The sequence below is a fragment of the Streptomyces mutomycini genome, from assembly GCF_001700505.1.
GTDB classification, from domain to species: domain Bacteria; phylum Actinomycetota; class Actinomycetes; order Streptomycetales; family Streptomycetaceae; genus Streptomyces; species Streptomyces mutomycini.
Genome location: NZ_MAPV01000186.1, coordinates 1 through 16,092, shown reverse-complemented (window position 1 = coordinate 16,092; position 16,092 = coordinate 1). Strand labels below are relative to the sequence as shown.

The 16,092-nt window shown below is 68.5% G+C and carries 17 protein-coding genes and 1 pseudogene; 6 read left to right on the top strand and 12 right to left on the bottom strand.

Annotated features, from left to right (window positions below; all coding sequences use genetic code 11):
- Positions 1–49: 49 nt before the first annotated feature.
- Entirely contained in the window at positions 50–352 is a 303-nt protein-coding gene (locus BFF76_RS24610) for a PTS sugar transporter subunit IIB (protein WP_078850817.1), read from the bottom strand.
- A gap of 154 nt (positions 353–506) precedes the next feature.
- On the opposite strand from BFF76_RS24610, the gene BFF76_RS24605 reads away from it, so the two are divergent.
- Together BFF76_RS24605 and BFF76_RS24600 are read left to right on the top strand one after the other, a co-directional pair.
- A complete protein-coding gene (locus BFF76_RS24605) occupies positions 507–1,766 on the top strand; it encodes a PTS transporter subunit EIIC (RefSeq protein ID WP_031100912.1) in 1,260 nt (419 codons plus the stop codon).
- A 242-nt stretch (positions 1,767–2,008) separates the two neighbouring features.
- Positions 2,009–3,274, top strand: coding sequence for a PTS transporter subunit EIIC (locus BFF76_RS24600; protein ID WP_031100914.1), 1,266 nt, complete (start codon positions 2,009–2,011; stop codon positions 3,272–3,274).
- Between the two features lie 79 nt (positions 3,275–3,353).
- On the opposite strand, the gene BFF76_RS24595 is transcribed toward BFF76_RS24600, so the two are convergent.
- On the bottom strand, positions 3,354–4,106 hold the full coding sequence (locus BFF76_RS24595; RefSeq protein WP_053929885.1) for an MBL fold metallo-hydrolase: 753 nt from the start codon (positions 4,104–4,106) through the stop codon (positions 3,354–3,356).
- Positions 4,107–4,278: 172 nt separating this feature from the next.
- On the opposite strand from BFF76_RS24595, the gene BFF76_RS24590 reads away from it, so the two are divergent.
- Positions 4,279–4,749 carry a type II toxin-antitoxin system PemK/MazF family toxin gene (locus tag BFF76_RS24590; RefSeq protein WP_031100179.1) on the top strand — a complete coding sequence of 157 codons (471 nt, stop codon included), beginning with the start codon at positions 4,279–4,281 and terminating at the stop codon, positions 4,747–4,749.
- Between the two features lie 87 nt (positions 4,750–4,836).
- Here BFF76_RS24590 and BFF76_RS24585 read toward each other — a convergent pair whose 3' ends face one another.
- The 7 genes from BFF76_RS24585 to clpS all read right to left on the bottom strand — a co-directional run bounded on the left by BFF76_RS24585 (position 4,837) and on the right by clpS (position 9,801).
- Positions 4,837–5,787, bottom strand: a complete 951-nt coding sequence (locus tag BFF76_RS24585; RefSeq protein WP_031100177.1) for a PLP-dependent cysteine synthase family protein — start codon at positions 5,785–5,787, stop codon at positions 4,837–4,839.
- The gene (locus BFF76_RS24580; RefSeq protein WP_031100176.1) at positions 5,787–6,065 is read right to left on the bottom strand and encodes a MoaD/ThiS family protein; all 279 of its coding nucleotides are present in this window, start codon (positions 6,063–6,065) and stop codon (positions 5,787–5,789) included. The genes BFF76_RS24585 and BFF76_RS24580 overlap by 1 nt, the downstream gene beginning before the upstream one ends.
- Before the next feature lie 110 nt (positions 6,066–6,175).
- Positions 6,176–6,289 carry a putative leader peptide gene (locus tag BFF76_RS34600; protein ID WP_324605446.1) on the bottom strand — a complete coding sequence of 38 codons (114 nt, stop codon included), beginning with the start codon at positions 6,287–6,289 and terminating at the stop codon, positions 6,176–6,178.
- A gap of 120 nt (positions 6,290–6,409) precedes the next feature.
- A complete protein-coding gene (locus tag BFF76_RS24575) occupies positions 6,410–6,844 on the bottom strand; it encodes a M67 family metallopeptidase (RefSeq protein WP_031100174.1) in 435 nt (144 codons plus the stop codon).
- Between the two features lie 275 nt (positions 6,845–7,119).
- Positions 7,120–8,550: an amino acid permease gene (locus tag BFF76_RS24570; protein ID WP_065849082.1), complete on the bottom strand. Its 1,431-nt coding sequence runs from the start codon at positions 8,548–8,550 to the stop codon at positions 7,120–7,122.
- Between the two features lie 304 nt (positions 8,551–8,854).
- A complete protein-coding gene (locus tag BFF76_RS24565; RefSeq protein ID WP_031100170.1) occupies positions 8,855–9,442 on the bottom strand; it encodes a DUF2017 domain-containing protein in 588 nt (195 codons plus the stop codon).
- Positions 9,443–9,492: 50 nt separating this feature from the next.
- The gene (clpS, locus tag BFF76_RS24560) at positions 9,493–9,801 is read right to left on the bottom strand and encodes an ATP-dependent Clp protease adapter ClpS (RefSeq protein WP_031100168.1); all 309 of its coding nucleotides are present in this window, start codon (positions 9,799–9,801) and stop codon (positions 9,493–9,495) included.
- Between the two features lie 88 nt (positions 9,802–9,889).
- On the opposite strand from clpS, the gene BFF76_RS24555 reads away from it, so the two are divergent.
- Together BFF76_RS24555 and BFF76_RS24550 are read left to right on the top strand one after the other, a co-directional pair.
- Entirely contained in the window at positions 9,890–11,218 is a 1,329-nt protein-coding gene (locus BFF76_RS24555; RefSeq protein WP_065849081.1) for a nicotinate phosphoribosyltransferase, read from the top strand.
- 155 nt (positions 11,219–11,373) lie between these two features.
- A complete protein-coding gene (locus tag BFF76_RS24550) occupies positions 11,374–11,958 on the top strand; it encodes an isochorismatase family protein (RefSeq protein WP_031100161.1) in 585 nt (194 codons plus the stop codon).
- 33 nt (positions 11,959–11,991) lie between these two features.
- Here the strand turns inward: BFF76_RS24550 and BFF76_RS24545 are convergent, their stop codons facing one another.
- Together BFF76_RS24545 and BFF76_RS24540 are read right to left on the bottom strand one after the other, a co-directional pair.
- Positions 11,992–12,312 carry a hypothetical protein gene (locus tag BFF76_RS24545; RefSeq protein ID WP_031100158.1) on the bottom strand — a complete coding sequence of 107 codons (321 nt, stop codon included), beginning with the start codon at positions 12,310–12,312 and terminating at the stop codon, positions 11,992–11,994.
- 146 nt (positions 12,313–12,458) lie between these two features.
- The gene (locus tag BFF76_RS24540; RefSeq protein ID WP_031100156.1) at positions 12,459–14,858 is read right to left on the bottom strand and encodes an immune inhibitor A domain-containing protein; all 2,400 of its coding nucleotides are present in this window, start codon (positions 14,856–14,858) and stop codon (positions 12,459–12,461) included.
- A gap of 381 nt (positions 14,859–15,239) precedes the next feature.
- On the opposite strand from BFF76_RS24540, the gene BFF76_RS24535 reads away from it, so the two are divergent.
- Positions 15,240–15,530 carry a hypothetical protein gene (locus BFF76_RS24535; protein WP_065849080.1) on the top strand — a complete coding sequence of 97 codons (291 nt, stop codon included), beginning with the start codon at positions 15,240–15,242 and terminating at the stop codon, positions 15,528–15,530.
- An 11-nt stretch (positions 15,531–15,541) separates the two neighbouring features.
- Here the strand turns inward: BFF76_RS24535 and BFF76_RS24530 are convergent.
- Positions 15,542–16,081, bottom strand: a pseudogene (locus tag BFF76_RS24530) (RDD family protein); the annotation flags it as partial.
- Between the last annotated feature and the right edge of the window lie 11 nt (positions 16,082–16,092).

Sequence of the window (16,092 nt, the reverse complement as noted above, 5' to 3'; positions counted from 1 at the left end):
CGGAGCGGGGCCTGCGCGTGGGACTTTGGTGGGCCGACGGGTCAGCCGGTCACATCATGTCTTCGATGTCGGCGGCGATGGGGTCGGCGTCGGTGCCGATGACGACCTGGATCGCGGTGCCCATCTTGACGACACCGTGGGCTCCGGCGGCCTTGAGCGCGGCTTCGTCGACCTTGCTGGGGTCGTGGACCTCGGTGCGGAGGCGGGTGATGCAGCCTTCGATCTCGTCGATGTTCTCGATACCGCCGAGCCCGGCGACGATCTTCTCAGCCTTGCTGGCCATGTCCTTCTCCCTGGTCTGTGCGTGCGTGGGGCGGCCCCACCATGGGTCCGTTTCGTCACGGTAACGCACGGTTGGCCCAACTTCACGGGCGGGTAACCGCACTGTCCTTAATGATGACGATCACCGGCGCCACGCCTTAACGGCAGGGCTCCGCACCGTAACGCAACTGGTCTACACCAGTTTGCAACGACCGCCAAACCAGGCGTGTTCCGGGAGGATGCCGATGAGTTCGAACGCGGCTGTGCAACCGCAGCGGAAGTGGTGGAACGGGCCGGTCCAGGGACTCCAGAAGGTGGGCCGGAGCCTGCAGCTGCCTGTGGCCGTACTGCCCGCGGCGGGACTCCTCGTCAGCCTCGGCAATCTCTTCGACTCCTCGCTGCACGGCGCCTTCTGGGACAAGTTCGCGAAGGTCCTCCTCAACGGCGGCACGGCGATCCTCGACGGCGAGGTGGGTCTCCCCCTCCTCTTCTGCATCGGTGTCGCGATCGGCTTCGCGAAGAAGGCGGACGGCTCGACGGCACTGGCCGCCGTGGCCGGCTTCCTCGTCTACCGGGGTGTACTGGCGGCCTTCCCGGTGGACGACACGGTGACCGAGGCGACGCCGGACGGAGTGCCGCAGAACCCCGGGGTCCTTGGCGGCATCATCATCGGCCTGCTGACCGCCGTCGTCTGGCAGCGCTACCACCGCACGAAGCTGGTCGACTGGCTCGGCTTCTTCAACGGGCGGCGCCTGGTGCCGATCCTGATGGCGTTCCTCTGCGTGATCCTGGGTGTGCTGTTCGGCCTGCTGTGGCAGCCGGTGGGCGACGCGCTGACATGGTTCTCCAAGCAGCTGATCGACCTGGGCTCATGGGGTGCGGCGATCTTCGGTTTCGCGAACCGGCTGCTGATCCCGATCGGCATGCACCAGTTCCTGAACACGTTCTTCTGGTTCCAGGCGGGCGAGTTCACGGGCGGGGACGACGGGACCGTCCAGGGCGACATCTCCCGCTTCTTCGCCGGGGACCCGTCGGCCGGGCAGTTCACCTCGGGGTTCTTCCCGATCATGATGTTCGGTCTGCCGGCCGCCGCCCTGGCGATCGCCCACACCGCACGCCCCGAGCGGCGCAAGGAGGTGTCCGGGCTGATGCTGTCCGTGGCGCTGACCTCGTTCGTGACGGGGGTGACGGAACCGCTGGAGTTCTCGTTCCTCTTCGTCGCTCCGCTGCTGTACGGGGTGCACGCGATCCTCACCGGCGTATCGATGGGCGTCACCTGGGCGTTGGGCGTGCACGCGGGGTTCAGCTTCTCGGCCGGGCTGATCGACTACGTCGTCAACTGGCACCTGGATACGAAACCGTGGCTGATCATCCCGATCGGGCTGTGTTTCGCGGTGGTCTACTACGTGATCTTCCGTTTCGCGATCACCAAGTTCAACCTCCAGACCCCGGGGCGCGAGCCCGTCGAGGAGGAGGAGAAGATCGAGGAGGACCTGACGAAGTAAGGCCCCTCCGGCCCCTTCGAGCGGCCCCTGGACCTCACGGTCCGGGGGCTTCGTCGCGTCACCGAGGGTGGCGGGTGCACTACGGGACAAATTGAAGGTTCCTTATCCAACCCTCACCGTGCTAAAACTGGTCTACACCACTCAGTGGTCCAGACCACGCGGCCGTTTCTGCCGCCGCGTTCCTCGAGTCGCCGCCCCCCATCACCTGTCCCCGGCGGCGCCTTGCCTACTGGAGGAAGTTGATGAGTACGGACACCGCTCCGGCGGCCCCCGCGAAGAAGCGGGGCGCCGGCGTGATGGCTGTCATGCAGCGCATCGGCCGCAGCCTCATGCTGCCTGTCGCGGTCCTGCCCGCGGCCGCGCTGCTGGTCCGGCTCGGCAATGCCGACATGCTCGGCCGCGAGTCGTTCCCCACCGTCATCACGAAGCTGGCCGGCTACATGGCGGCCGGCGGTGGCGCCATTCTCGACAACATGGCGCTGCTGTTCGCCGTCGGGATCGCCATCGGCTTCGCCAAGAAGTCGGACGGTTCGACCGCTCTGGCCGCGGTGACCGGTTACCTGGTCTTCCAGAAGGTGCTCGCCACCTTCACCGACAGCAACCTTCCGCAGGTCGCGAGCGTCGTGGACGGCAAGATCGTCATGAGCGACGCCCCGGTCAACGCGGGTGTGCTCGGCGGTGTCGTGATGGGCATAGTCGTGGCCCTGCTCTACCAGAAGTTCTACCGGACGAAGCTGCCGGACTGGGCGGGCTTCTTCAGCGGCCGTCGCCTGGTCCCGATCCTCTCCGCCTTCGCGGGCCTGGTCATCGGTATCGTCTTCGGTCTGATCTGGCCGGTGCTCGGCGCGGGTCTGCACAACTTCGGTGAGTGGCTGGTCGGTTCAGGCGCGGTCGGCGCGGGCATCTTCGGTGTCGCCAACCGTGCGCTGATCCCGGTCGGCATGCACCACCTGCTGAACTCCTTCCCGTGGTTCCAGGCCGGCGAGTACAACGGCGCCCACGGTGACATCGCCCGCTTCCTGGCCGGTGACCCGCAGGCCGGCCAGTTCATGACCGGCTTCTTCCCGATCATGATGTTCGCCCTCCCGGCGGCCTGCCTGGCGATCGTCCACTGTGCACGTCCGGAGCGCCGCAAGGTCGTCGGCGGCATGATGTTCTCCCTGGCGCTGACCTCGTTCGTCACCGGTGTGACCGAGCCGATCGAGTTCACGTTCATGTTCATCGCCCCGGTGCTGTACGCGATCCACGCGGTCCTGACCGGTGTTTCGATGGCTCTGACCTGGGCGCTCGGCATGAAGGACGGCTTCGGCTTCTCCGCCGGTCTGGTCGACTTCCTGCTGAACCTGGGCATCGCGTCGAAGCCCTGGCTGCTGGTGCTGGTCGGCCTGTGCTTCGCGGTCGTCTACTACGTGGTCTTCCGCTTCGCGATCACGAAGTTCAACCTTCCGACTCCCGGCCGCGAGTCCGACGAGGAGCTCGCCGAGCTCCAGAAGGCCGAGGCCAAGTAGTCCGGCCAGGTCGGGTACGACAAGCAGCGGGCCCCGTCCTCTCCGCGGAGAGGACGGGGCCCGCTGCTCTCTTCCCGCGCTAGATCTCGTACACCGCGCCGGGGACGGCAAGCTCGACCGGCCCGTCGTAGACCTCGCGTGCGTCGGCGAGGTTGCGTTCGGCGTCCGTCCACGGCGGGATGTGGGTGAGGACGAGGCGACCCGCTCCGGCGCGTGCGGCGTACTCGCCTGCTTCGCGGCCGTTGAGGTGGAGGTCCGGGATGTCCTCCTTGCCATGGACGAACGACGCTTCGCAGAGGAACAGGTCGGAGCCCTCGGCGAGTTCGGTCAGCGCGTCGCAGGTGCCGGTGTCGCCGGAGTACGTGAGGGTGCGCCCGTCGTGCTCGATCCTGATGCCGAAGGTGTCGACGGGGTGGCGCAGCTTCTCCGTGCGGACCGAGAAGGGGCCGATCTCGAAGGACCCGGACTTCAGTGTGTGGAAGTCGAACACCTCGCCCATGGCGTGGTCGGACGGGGTGTCGGCGTGGGCCGTGGTGAGCCGTTGCTCGGTTCCTTCGGGGCCGTACACGGGGATCGATGCGGGGCGCCCGCCGTCGAATCGGTAGTAGCGGACGACGAAGTACGCGCACATGTCGATGCAGTGGTCGGCGTGGAGGTGGCTGAGGAAGATGGCGTCGAGGTCGTAGAGACCGATGTGGCGCTGCAGCTCGCCGAGGGCGCCGTTGCCCATGTCGAGGAGCAGCCGGAAGCCGTCGGCCTCTACGAGGTAGCTCGAGCATGCCGAACCCGCGGACGGGAACGAGCCGGAGCAGCCGACGACGGTGAGCTTCATGGAGCGTGAACCTCCGAGGCGTGGGAACGGGGAGGGTTCGTGCGGTCCGTCGAGCGTAAGGCGCGAAACCGCTGGTCGCTCCTCCACGGCCTGCCGTTGTGGGGGAACTCACCTGTGCTGTCACCGGTTCGATGGAAGGCCGGGTGCCGTGGGTCGCCGGTACGGTCGGGTGATGAACATGTGGTGGTGGGCGGCCCTGGCCGTCGTTGTCCTGCTGGCGCTCATGGCGGCGGTCTCCGACGGGCGGGGCCGGAGCGGGCGTGGCCCGCGGCGTCCGGGCGGGCGTACGCGACCGCCGGGCCGGGCTCCGGAGCGGAAGAGGGGGCGGCCGCACGGGGAGCCGCGCCCGGGGGAGATCTGGTGGGCGGACGTTCCGTACGAGGACGGACCCGGGTCCAAGGACCGGCCGTGTCTGGTGCTGTCGGTGCGGGGTGGCACGGCGGTCGTCGCCAAGATCACCAGCAAGCACCATGAGGAGCGGCCGGGGGTGATCGCGCTGCCGGCGGGTTCGGTGGGGGACGCGCGGGGCCGGCAGAGCTTCCTCGAGACGGACGAGCTGCGGGATGTGGCGGTGTCGGGGTTCCGCCGTAAGGCGGGGGAGCTGGACGCCGGGATGTGGGGGCGCGTGCGCGGGCTGGGGTGAGCGTGCGGGAGGCGCGGGGCGGGGTGTTCTCCCGTCCCGCGCCTCCCGGTGGCCCTGGGTCCCGCCGTCGTGCGGGGCCCGTTCACGTCAGGCCCAGAGCTGGCCGTGCAGGGTTTCGATGGCGGCTTCCGTCGTGGGTGCGGTGTAGACACCGGTCGACAGGTACTTCCAGCCGCCGTCCGCGACGACGAAGACGATGTCGGCGGGCTCTCCGGCCTTGACGGCCTTGCGGCCGACGCCGATGGCCGCGTGGAGTGCGGCGCCGGTGGAGACGCCCGCGAAGATGCCCTCCTGCTGGAGGAGCTCGCGGGTGCGGGTGACGGCGTCGGCGGAGCCGACGGAGAAGCGGGTGGTGAGCACGGAGGCGTCGTAGAGCTCGGGGACGAAGCCCTCGTCGAGGTTGCGCAGGCCGTAGACGAGGTCGTCGTAGCGCGGTTCGGCGGCGACGACGGTGACGTCGGGCTTGTTCTCGCGGAGGTAGCGGCCGACGCCCATGAGGGTTCCGGTGGTGCCGAGGCCTGCGACGAAGTGGGTGATGGACGGGAGGTCGGTGAGGATCTCCGGGCCGGTGGTGGCGTAGTGGGCGCCGGCGTTGTCCGGGTTTCCGTACTGGTAGAGCATGACCCAGTCGGGGTGCTCGGCGGAGAGCTCCTTGGCGACGCGTACGGCGGTGTTGGAGCCGCCCGCGGCGGGGGACGAGATGATCTCGGCTCCCCACATGGTGAGCAGGTCGCGCCGTTCCTGCGAGGTGTTCTCGGGCATGACGCAGACGATGCGGTAACCCTTGAGCCTGGCTGCCATGGCGAGTGAGATGCCGGTGTTGCCGCTGGTGGGTTCGAGGATGGTGCAGCCGGGTGTGAGGCGGCCGTCCTTCTCCGCCTGCTCGACCATGTGGAGGGCGGGGCGGTCCTTGATCGAGCCGGTGGGGTTGCGGTCCTCCAGCTTGGCCCAGATGCGGACGTCCTCGGACGGGGACAGCCGCGGGAGGCGGACCAGTGGTGTGTTGCCCACGGCCGCCAGGGGGGAGTCGTACCGCATCAGCGCATGCCGCCGGCGACGGCCGGGAGGATGGTGACGTTGTCGCCGTCGGCCAGCTTGGTGGAGATGCCGTCGAGGAAGCGGACGTCCTCGTCGTTGAGGTAGACGTTCACGAAGCGGCGCAGCTTGTCGCCGTCGACGATGCGCTCACGGATGCCGTTGTGGCGGCTCTCCAGGTCGGCGAAGAGGTCGGCGAGGGTCTCTCCGTTGCCTTCGACGGCCTTGGCGCCGTCGGTGTAGGTGCGGAGGATGGTCGGGATGCGGACCTCGATGGCCATGGCGTGGGCTCCTGTCGAATGCGGGGAGGTGGCGGGGGCGCGCGTCTGTGGCCCCGCGCGGGGGGTGGTGCGTACGTGGTTCGCTCGGACCGCGGCTCAGGCCGTGCGGTTCACGGGCAGGCGGAAGCCGGACACATCGCGCTGCTGAGCCTGCACAGGTCGACGTGCAGCCGCGCGACGAGCAGCATGCCCGGCGTCTTTTCGCTCACGTCATGGGGAACCATGTGGTCATCGTATCGATTCCCCACCCGGATTCCGGAGTGTGATCCCACATGTCGGATGGCGAGCGTTCGCCATGTGGACACGGCGGCTGGAACCGGTGCTTCCGGAGCCGGTCGCGGGCGTCAGGCCGCCGCGGGGTACGCCTCGACGATCTCCACCTCTTCCTCGGTGATCTCGCCGTCCACGATGCGGTACGAGCGGAACTGGAAGGGGCCGGCGTCGTCGGTGTCGGCGGTGGAGACCAGCACGTAGTGGGCCCCGGGCTCGTTGGCGTAGGTGAGGTCGGTGCGGGAGGGGTACGCCTCGGTCGCGGTGTGGGAGTGGTAGATGATCACCGGCTCCTCGTCACGGTCGTCCATCTCGCGGTAGAGCTTCAGCAGGTCCGCGGAGTCGAACTCGTAGAACGTGGGTGAGCGCGCGGCGTTGAGCATGGGGACGAAGCGTTCGGCGCGGCCCGTTCCGGCCGGGCCGGCGACGACACCGCACGCCTCGTCGGGGTGGTCCTCGCGGGAGTGCGCGACGATCTGGTCGTAGAGGGCCTGGGTAAGGGTCAGCATGGCGCCCAGGATAAGACCGACCGGCACTCGGGAGGTGGAAGAAGGAGCGGGGCTGGGTGCGTGCAGCTGCAAGGCGGAGGATTGAGGCAACGCGGAGCGTTGTTGATTGACGACAACGCGGCAGATGTGCGTGCCCAGCCCCGCGACGCCGCCCCCCGAGTGCCGGTCGGTCTTGAGCAGACGGGCCCCCGCGTACCGAGGAGTGGTACGCGAGGGCCCGTATGCCGGACGGAGTCGTTGGGGCGACCCGTTTCCCGGGGCTGCCGCTGCGCGGGTCAGCGCTTGGCGAAGGCCTTGTTCTCGGGGTTGCGGGCCTTGAGCACCAAGTAGGAGACGCCGAGGACGAGGCCCCACACGGGTGCGCAGTACAGCGAGATCCTGGCGTCCTTGTCGACGGCCATCATGACGATGACGAGGCCGATGAACGCGAGGGCGAACCAGCTGCTGAACGGCGCCCCGGGTGCCTTGAAGGTGGACTGGGGCAGTTCACCGCGGTCGGCCTTGGCGCGGAAGCGGATCTGGCAGATCAGGATCATGATCCAGGCCCACATGCCGGAGATGGTCGCGAAGGAGACGACGTAGTTGAACGCGTCGCCCGGCCACTGGTAGTTGATCCAGACGCCGACGAGCATCAGGGCTGCGGAGAAGGTGGTGCCGGCCAGCGGGAGGCCGTTCTTCGTGAGCTTGGTGAAGGCCTTGGGACCCTGCCCGTTGAGGGCGAGGTCGCGCAGCATGCGTCCGGTGGAGTACATGCCGGAGTTGCAGGAGGAGAGCGCGGCGGTGAGCACGACGAAGTTGACGATCGCCGCGCCGATGCCGAGGCCCATCTCCTCGAACGCGGCGACGAACGGTGAGACGCCGGGCTTGAAGGTGCTCCACGGGACCACGGAGAGGATCATGATCAGCGCGCCGACGTAGAAGACGGCGATACGCCACGGCACGGTGTTGATGGCCTTGGGCAGGACGGTCTTCGGGTCCTTGGACTCACCGGCGGTGACGCCGACCAGCTCGACGGCGAGGAACGCGAACATCACGATCTGAAGGGTCATCAGCGTGCCGCCGATGCCCTGGGGGAAGAAGCCGCCGTCGTTCCACAGATTGGAGACGGTCGCGGTGTCACCGGCATCGGAGAAGCCGATGGTGAGCACCCCGGCGCAGATCAGGATCATGCCGATGATCGCGGTGGCCTTGACCATCGAGAACCAGAACTCGAGCTCGCCGAAGAGCTTCACCGAGATCAGGTTGGCGCCGTACAGAATGAAGGTGAAAACCAGTGCGGACAGCCATTGCGGGATGTCCCACCAGTACGTCATATAGGTGGCCGCGGCGGTGACTTCGGTGATTCCGGTGACGACCCAGAAGAGCCAGTACGTCCACCCGGTCACGAATCCGAAGAAGGGGCCGAGGAATTCGCGCGCGTACTCCGAGAACGAGCCGGACACCGGTCGGTACATGAGGAGTTCGCCCAGGGCGCGCATGATGAAGAAGATGACCAGGCCCGCGATGGCGTACGCCAGGATGAGGCTGGGTCCTGCCCGGTCGATGGCCTTGCCGGCGCCGAGGAAGAGCCCCGTGCCGATGGCTCCGCCGATGGCGATCATCTGGATCTGCCGGGCGCCCAGGCCACGCTGGTAGCCCTCGCCCGCCGGGGCGTCGACGGCCTTCGGGCCGTCCGCCTGTCCGTTGTCGACCTGCGCCGATGTCATGGTGGTGCGCCTTTCTCCACGCCGATCCGCGCCGCCGTCGGCGTCGGATCAGGTCCTGATCCCCCCCGGATATGGATGGAGTGCCGCCGGCGTTCGGCCGGCTTGTAGCGCCCCCGGGGACAGGGGTGGCGTCCCCGGGCGGTCGTGAAGATTTATCACGCGCACCGGGTGGGGCCACCGGACATTATGTGGCGCACGCCACAGGAAAAAGCGGACAAGCGTTTCCAGGCACAGCAAAGAACGCCATTCAGGTGACGGGATCGTTATTCGGATTTGAGCATCCGTTGAGCGAACCCGTGACGTCTCATCCGGGCATCAGCGTTTCGACGAGCGTCTCCTGGAGTGCGCCGAGCCAGAGATAGGCCATGACCATCGGCTTGCGGGGATCGTCGTCGGGGAGCCGGTAGAGCGAACCGTCCTGGCCCTCGTCCTCGTCGGACACCTCCAGGCGGGTGCCGATCGTGAGCCGGAGGTCATTGAGGGAGCCCAGCCAGTGGTGGCACTCCCCGGCGGTGAGGCTGAGCACCGCGCCACTGTCCGCCACGGGCGAGAGCGCGTCGAGCGACCGTACGACGGCGAGGGCGTCGTCGCGCTTGCGGGTGCGCAGGTCGTTCTCCGTGAAGCGGCGGAATTCGGCGGACGCCTCGCGCAGTTCCTTGTCCTGGTCCCCGTACGCCTCGGGGAAGAGCCGGGCCAGGGCCGGGTCGGAGGGCGGCTCGCTGGGACCTTCGGCGAAGAGTGCGGCGAGCGGGTCCTCGCCCTCGGCGGGTTCGTCGCCGGGGCCGATCAGTTCGAGCAGCTGGACGGCGAGGGAGCGCAGGATGGCGACCTCGACCTCGTCGAGGGCGACGGACGCGCCGCCGCCTGGGGTGGCCTCGAAGTGGCCGGCCATGAATTCTCCGATGGTGGGTCGGACGGAGGGTGGAGTGGGCTTGCGACGGGTCAGTTGCGGTCCTGGGTCAGGGTGGCCCAGAGCCCGTAGCCGTGCATGGCCTGGACGTCGCGTTCCATCTCCTCGCGGCTGCCGCTGGAGACGACGGCGCGGCCCTTCTGGTGGACATCGAGCATCAGCTTGTGCGCCTTGTCCTTGGAGTAGCCGAAGTAGGCCTGGAAGACATAGGTCACATAGCTCATCAGGTTGACCGGGTCGTTGTGCACCAGCGTCACCCAGGGGACATCGGGCTCTGGGACGGCGAAGGTCTCCTCGGCCGATTCGGGACGTTCGATCTCTACGGGGGCAGCAACGCTCACCTACCCCATGCTGCCACCAGAGAGGGGTCCGCGCACAAACGACGCCCCCATCTCGTCACTTTGACGAATAGGGAGTAGCATCCCCGGCATGAACTCAGCGGACCTTGGACGACGGGTCGGTGTGCCGTCGACCGCACTCTTCACCGACCAGTACGAGCTCACGATGGTGCAGGCGGCACTGAAGGCCGGGACCGCGGACCGGCGCTCCGTCTTCGAGGCCTTCACCCGCCGCCTGCCCGAGGGCCGGCGCTACGGCGTCGTCGCCGGCACCGGGCGGGTGCTGGACGCGGTGGAGAACTTCCACTTCGACGACGAGATGCTCACCTTCCTGCGCGACCAGCGGGTCGTGGACGCGCCCACCGTCGACTGGCTGGCCGACTACCGCTTCAGCGGCGACATCTGGGGCTACCCGGAGGGCGAGGTGTACTTCCCGGGCTCGCCGCTCCTGCGGGTCGAGGGCTCCTTCGCCGAGTGCGTGCTCCTGGAGACCGTGATCCTGTCGATCCTGAACCACGACTCGGCGATCGCCGCGGCCGCGTCCCGGATGTCGGCCGCGGCCGGCGGCCGCCGGCTCATCGAGATGGGCGCGCGGCGCACGCACGAACTGTCGGCGGTGGCGTCGGCCCGCGCCGCGTACATCGGCGGCTTCCACACCACCTCGGACCTGGCGGCCGGCTTCCGTTACAACATCCCGACCGTCGGGACGAGTGCGCACGCCTTCACGCTCCTGCACGACAGCGAGCGGGACGCCTTCCGGGCCCAGGTGGACTCGCTGGGCCGCGGGACATCGCTGCTGGTCGACACGTACGACGTGAGCGAGGCCGTCCGTACGGCGGTGGAGGTCGCGGGGCCGGAGCTCGGCGCCGTACGGATCGACTCGGGCGACCTGCTGCTCGTCGCGCACCGGGTCCGGCAGCAGCTGGACGAGCTGGGTGCCACGGAGACGAAGATCGTGGTCACGTCCGACCTGGACGAGTACGCGATCGCCTCGCTGGCCGCCGCGCCCGTCGACGCCTACGGGGTGGGCACGCAACTGGTCACCGGGAGCGGGCACCCGACGTGCTCCATGGTCTACAAGCTGGTGGCGCGTGCGCGGTCCGCCGATCCGGCCGACCCGCTGCTGCCGGTGGTGAAGAAGTCGCTGGGCGCGAAGTCGTCGAGGGGCGGCCGCAAGTGGGCGGCGCGCCGGCTGGACGAGGCGGGGATCGCCGAGGCCGAGGTGATCGGCAGCGGGGAGGTACCGCCGGAGCTGGTGGACCGGCAGGTCCAGGTGGAGCTGGTCAAGGGTGGTGAGGTCGTCGCCCGGGAGCCGCTGGAGGCCGCTCGGGAGCGGCACGTCGCGGCGCGGGCCGGGCTGCCGATGTCGGCGATGCAGCTGTCCCGGGGCGAGCCGGTGCTGCCCACCGAGTACGTGTGAGGCGTGGCCCGGGTCCTCTCGGCCACGGGGCGGACCCGGCCGCGAGAGCGAGGTGTGCGCCCCCTCCCGCAGGGTGTCCCGAGTCTCTAGGCTCGGGGGTGTCCCCACCGTTCATATCCGCATAACCGTCGAACCCCCACCGAAGGAAAACCGTCATGCACCGCGCCTTGATCGTCGTCGACGTTCAGAACGACTTCTGCGAGGGCGGCAGCCTCGCGGTGGCGGGCGGCGCCGATGTCGCCGCCGCCATCACCGACCTGATCGGTGATGCCCAGCCCGGCTACAGCCACGTCGTGGCCACCCGGGACCACCACATCGACCCCGGTGACCACTTCTCCGCCTCGCCCGACTTCGAGCACTCCTGGCCGCCGCACTGCGTCGCCGGCACGGAGGGCGTGGGCTTCCACCCCAATTTCGCCCCCGCCGTGGCCTCCGGTGCGATCGACACCGTCTTCGACAAGGGGGCGTACGCGGCGGCGTACAGCGGTTTCGAGGGTGTCGACGAGAACGGGACGGGGCTCGCCCAGTGGCTGCGGGACCGGTCCGTCACCGCCGTGGACGTCGTCGGGATCGCCACGGACCACTGCGTACGGGCCACCGCCCTGGACGCCGCCCGGGAGGGCTTCGCCACTCACGTCCTGCTGGACCTGACCGCCGGAGTCGCAGAGGGGACCACGGAGCGGGCCCTGGGCGAGCTGCGGACCGCCGGCGTGGAGCTGTCGGGCAAGCCGGTCGTCTGACCAGCCGGTCGTCTGACCCCGCCCGGCGCGCGCTCAGGCCGCGGGGCGGGCCGGTCCCGCGTAACCGGAGGATCCCAGCAGCGCCCGTATCGGATGCCAGAGCTCCTGGCCGGTCTGGGGCGCCGTACGCCAGAGCAGCCCGTCCGGGTGGTGCAGGACCGCTGTGACCTCGTCGGGGGTGGGCGGCTGGGCGTTGCCCCTGAGGTAGACGGCGCGCAGCCCGAGATTGCGCACCCTGGTCAGGGCGCGCGCCCGGTTCGCCGCGTGCACCAGCACCCGTACCGGCTCCCCCGGACCGGATGCGCGGGCCGGACCGTTCAAGGTCAGTGCCACCACCACAGTGCCGTTGGGCATCCTGCAGAAACCTCCGCCTGCCATGCTTCGCGCTCCCCCGTGAGACTTCGTGTCAATAAGGATTCGGTAGGACGCACCTAAACACGATCGGCCGCCACCCGCTAGAGGGCGACGGCCGATCATGCTTTGACCTGGTGCTTTGTCGACTACTTGCCGGAGGGGCCGACCTTCACGGTCATCGTGGAGCCGCTGAGCGGCTCGTCCACGATGGCGATCCGGGTGTTGGTGTCAGAAACCTTGACACTTCCGGTCGGGTTCTCCTCGTACCAGTACGTGCCCTTGCGGTCGTCGAAGACCGGGACGCCCAGCGACGGCTTGATCTTCAGCGCCACGTCCGCGTTGTGCAGCGTGAAGCCCTTGTTCGGGTACCAGCTGAACGGCGCGTCGAAGGGCTGGATCTTGTTGCGCAGGAGCGAGCCGTTCGTCCACTTCAGCGGCTTGGCGTGCGAGTCCACCGGAAGGATCAGACCGTGACCCGCGTGCTGAGAGGTGTTGTTGTCCTTCTGGGAGGTGTCCCAGAGCCACACCATCAGGCCGTTCTGGTAGGCGTAGTGCTCGACCCAGTCCGGACGGGTGGTGGAGAAGCCGAAGTTGTACGGGCCGACCTCGAGGGTCTTGTCGTACGAGACGTACTGGCGGTTCTCGGCGATGTAGTACTGCGGGTAGTCGTTGGTGAACGACTCGCCGATCCGCGAGAAGCCCTTGGCGGTCCAGCCGTTGTCGTCGCCCTCGGCGTTGTCCGTGAAGAGCGCGGCGCCGTCGGCCGTGACCGTGATGGCGTCAGCGGTGAAGCCCTTGCCGCCCGCGCCGCCGTCCGTCTGGTAGCGGAAGCGGAGGTCGACCTTCTTGCCCGCGTAGGCGTCCAGCGAGTACGAGAGCTTCTTGACCGCGCCCGAGACGTCGGTCAGGGCCGGCTTGTCGCTGGCGTCACGCGGGATGGCCTGGCCGTCCGCCGTGCCGTCGAGCGCGGTCCAGCTGGAGCCGCCGTTCTCGGACACCTCGGTGTAGAGGTAGTCGTAGTCGGCCTCGATGTCGTACCAGCCGGACAGGTCCAGCGAGGCGGACGTCTTGCCGGTGAGGTCGACCGGGCGCGTCAGGGTGTTCGACAGGTCGTCGCCCATGTCGCTCCACCACTGCTTCGAGCCCTCCGCGGGCTTCGTGACGGTGGTGGTGACTTCCTTCGCGGGCAGCTCGACGACCAGCGCCTGCTTGTTCTTGGTGTTGTACGCCGAGACACCGAGCTTGTGCGTCGACTTCGTGGCGGCCTTGGCCGTGTCGTAGTCGAGCCAGCCGAGCTGGAGCTTGTCCCAGGCGGTCATGTCGCCGGGCAGGTTGCCGATCTCGCCGTCGCCGGTGCCGAGCCAGGAGCCCGCCGACATCAGGGACCAGAAGCCGACCGAGTTCTCGCCGCCGCCGGAGGTGTCGTACAGGTCCGGCAGACCGAGGTCGTGGGCGTACTCGTGGGCGAAGACACCCAGGCCGCCGTTCTCGGGCTGCGCGGTGTAGTCGCCGACCCAGATGCCCGTGTCACCGATCTCGGCGCCACCGGCCTTGTTGCCCGTGGGGCCCGTCGCGCCGGCGTTGGTGCCGTACGCGTACCAGCGGTGCGCCCAGAGGGCGTCGGTGCCCTGTGCGCCGCCGCCCGCCGACTCGTCCTCGCCGGCGTGCACCAGCTGGAAGTGGTCGATGTATCCGTCGGACTCGTTGAAGTTGCCGTCACCGTCGAAGTCGTAACGGTCCCACTCGTCGTACTTCGCGAGGTCGGCCTTGATCTCGTCCAGGGTGCGGCCCTTGGCCTTCTGGTCCGTGACCCAGGCGTTGACGCCGTCGCGGACGGTGTCCCAGACGTTGGCGCAGTTGCTCGAGCCGCAGTAGTTCGAGCCGTAACGGGCCTCGTTGTACGGGACCTTGACCCAGTCGGAGACCTCGCCGTCGACCGAGTAGCGCCCGGAGGACGTCTTCTCGTAGTACGTCTTCAGCGATTCCTTGCCCTTGCCCTCACCGAAGTAGAGGTCCTGGAAGTGGGGCTGGTCGTAGTCGGCCTTCCAGGCGGTGCTGTTGTCCTTCGCCGGGTCCGGCTCGGCTATCTCGTTGTGCAGGGGGCCCGGCGTGCCGCCGTACTTCTTGACGGGCGGCTTCGGGCCGTCACCGTCGGGGTCGAACATCGTGGTGTCGTCGACCTGGTCGCCGAACTCCACGAGGATGGTGAAGATCTTGTCGGTCTTCTCCCGGCCGAGCTCGACGTACTTGCTCTTGCCGAGCTTGACGACCTTGGAACCGCCCTTGGCGGTCACCTTCTTCTCACCGGACAGCACCTGCTCCAGCGCGGCCTGACGCTGTGCGTCCTGCTCCTTGCTGAAGGGTCCTTCCAGGTCGTGCTCGTGCGCCTTGGCCGGCGCGGGGTCGCGCCGGTCCACGATGGAGGCGCCGGAATCCGACGTCCTGTCATCTGCCTGCGCCGTGGCGAAGGCGGATGCCGTCGCGGCGGTTGCGGCCAGGCACACCGCTACGGCGGTGGCGCGCAGCGCTCGTCTCTGATTGGTCACTTGATGCAGTCCTCCCCGGCGTTCGCAGCCGCGGCCAGGGGGTGAATACGGGCCGCGCGCGTTCAACGCGTCACAAGTGACGACATTCGATCGGAGTTACGAGAGAAAAGACAGATCTTGACTTGCACATACCAAGTGCACTATGCGGGAGACCTCTTCCGTTATCCGGACGTACATCCGGACCGGCCGCTCCGCCCGACCGGCGCGCCGCCGACCCCCGGCGTCGGTGGTGTGACTCCGTGCGCCCCCTGTGCACCGGTACCGTGGGTTAGGTCACGCTTACTACCCGTTCCTCACGGGCATCCACCGTCGTAGAGTCGATTGACAGTGCGAACGTGTTGAGAGACTGCCCTATCCGACACCCCGAGGACGGATACCGCCATGCCGCGTCCGACTGCCGCACAGTTCTCATACGGTTCGGCCACCGTCGTCTTCTCCGCCCTCGCCATGCTGCTGCTCTTCCGCACGGAATCGGGCATCGGCATCGCCGCCGTCGGCACCGCGGCGATGGGGCTCGGCCTCCTGGTGGCGATGGCGCTGCCTGCCCGCACGAAGGCGGACCGGCCGGTGACGGCTCCGCCCGCCGCCGCCCGTACGCACCGCACGGTCGAGGACATCGAGATCGCCACCGCACAGCGGGAGCACGTCGGCGGGCACTCGCTGCGTCGCTGAACTCCCGCCGCTCAGGGGGCGCTGACGACGACGGTCTTGCCCGCCTTGTCCTGCAGGCCCTGCCGGTAGGGCTTGTCCGTGAACATCAGCACGATGTTGATGAGCCACCACAGACAGGGGCAGCACAGCAGCGCCGGGAGCCAGAGCACCACGGCCCGCATCAGCGAGGAGCTCGTGTCGGGCACCGAGCCGTCGTTGAGCATCGCGACGCGCATCTTCAGCAGCCGCTTGCCGATGGTCCGGCCGTCCTTGTGCGTGAAGTACGTGTCGTAGGCGACGTAGACCACCAGGCCGATCAGCGACCACACCAGCTGATGACCTGAGTAGGCGTCGCCCACCGCGTTGCCGAAGTCGTCGTTGCCGTCGTCCGAGGTGACGTCGACCGCCCCGCCGAAGGGCAGCGAGATCAGGTACAGCGGGATCGAGATGATGAGGAAGTCGATCAGCCGCGCGAGGATCCGCTTGCCAGGTTCGGCGAGCGGCGGCATGCCGGCCAGCGGATCCGCACCACCATAGGGCCCGCCGCCGCCGTACGGGTCCTGCGGCGGCGGGCCCTATGGTG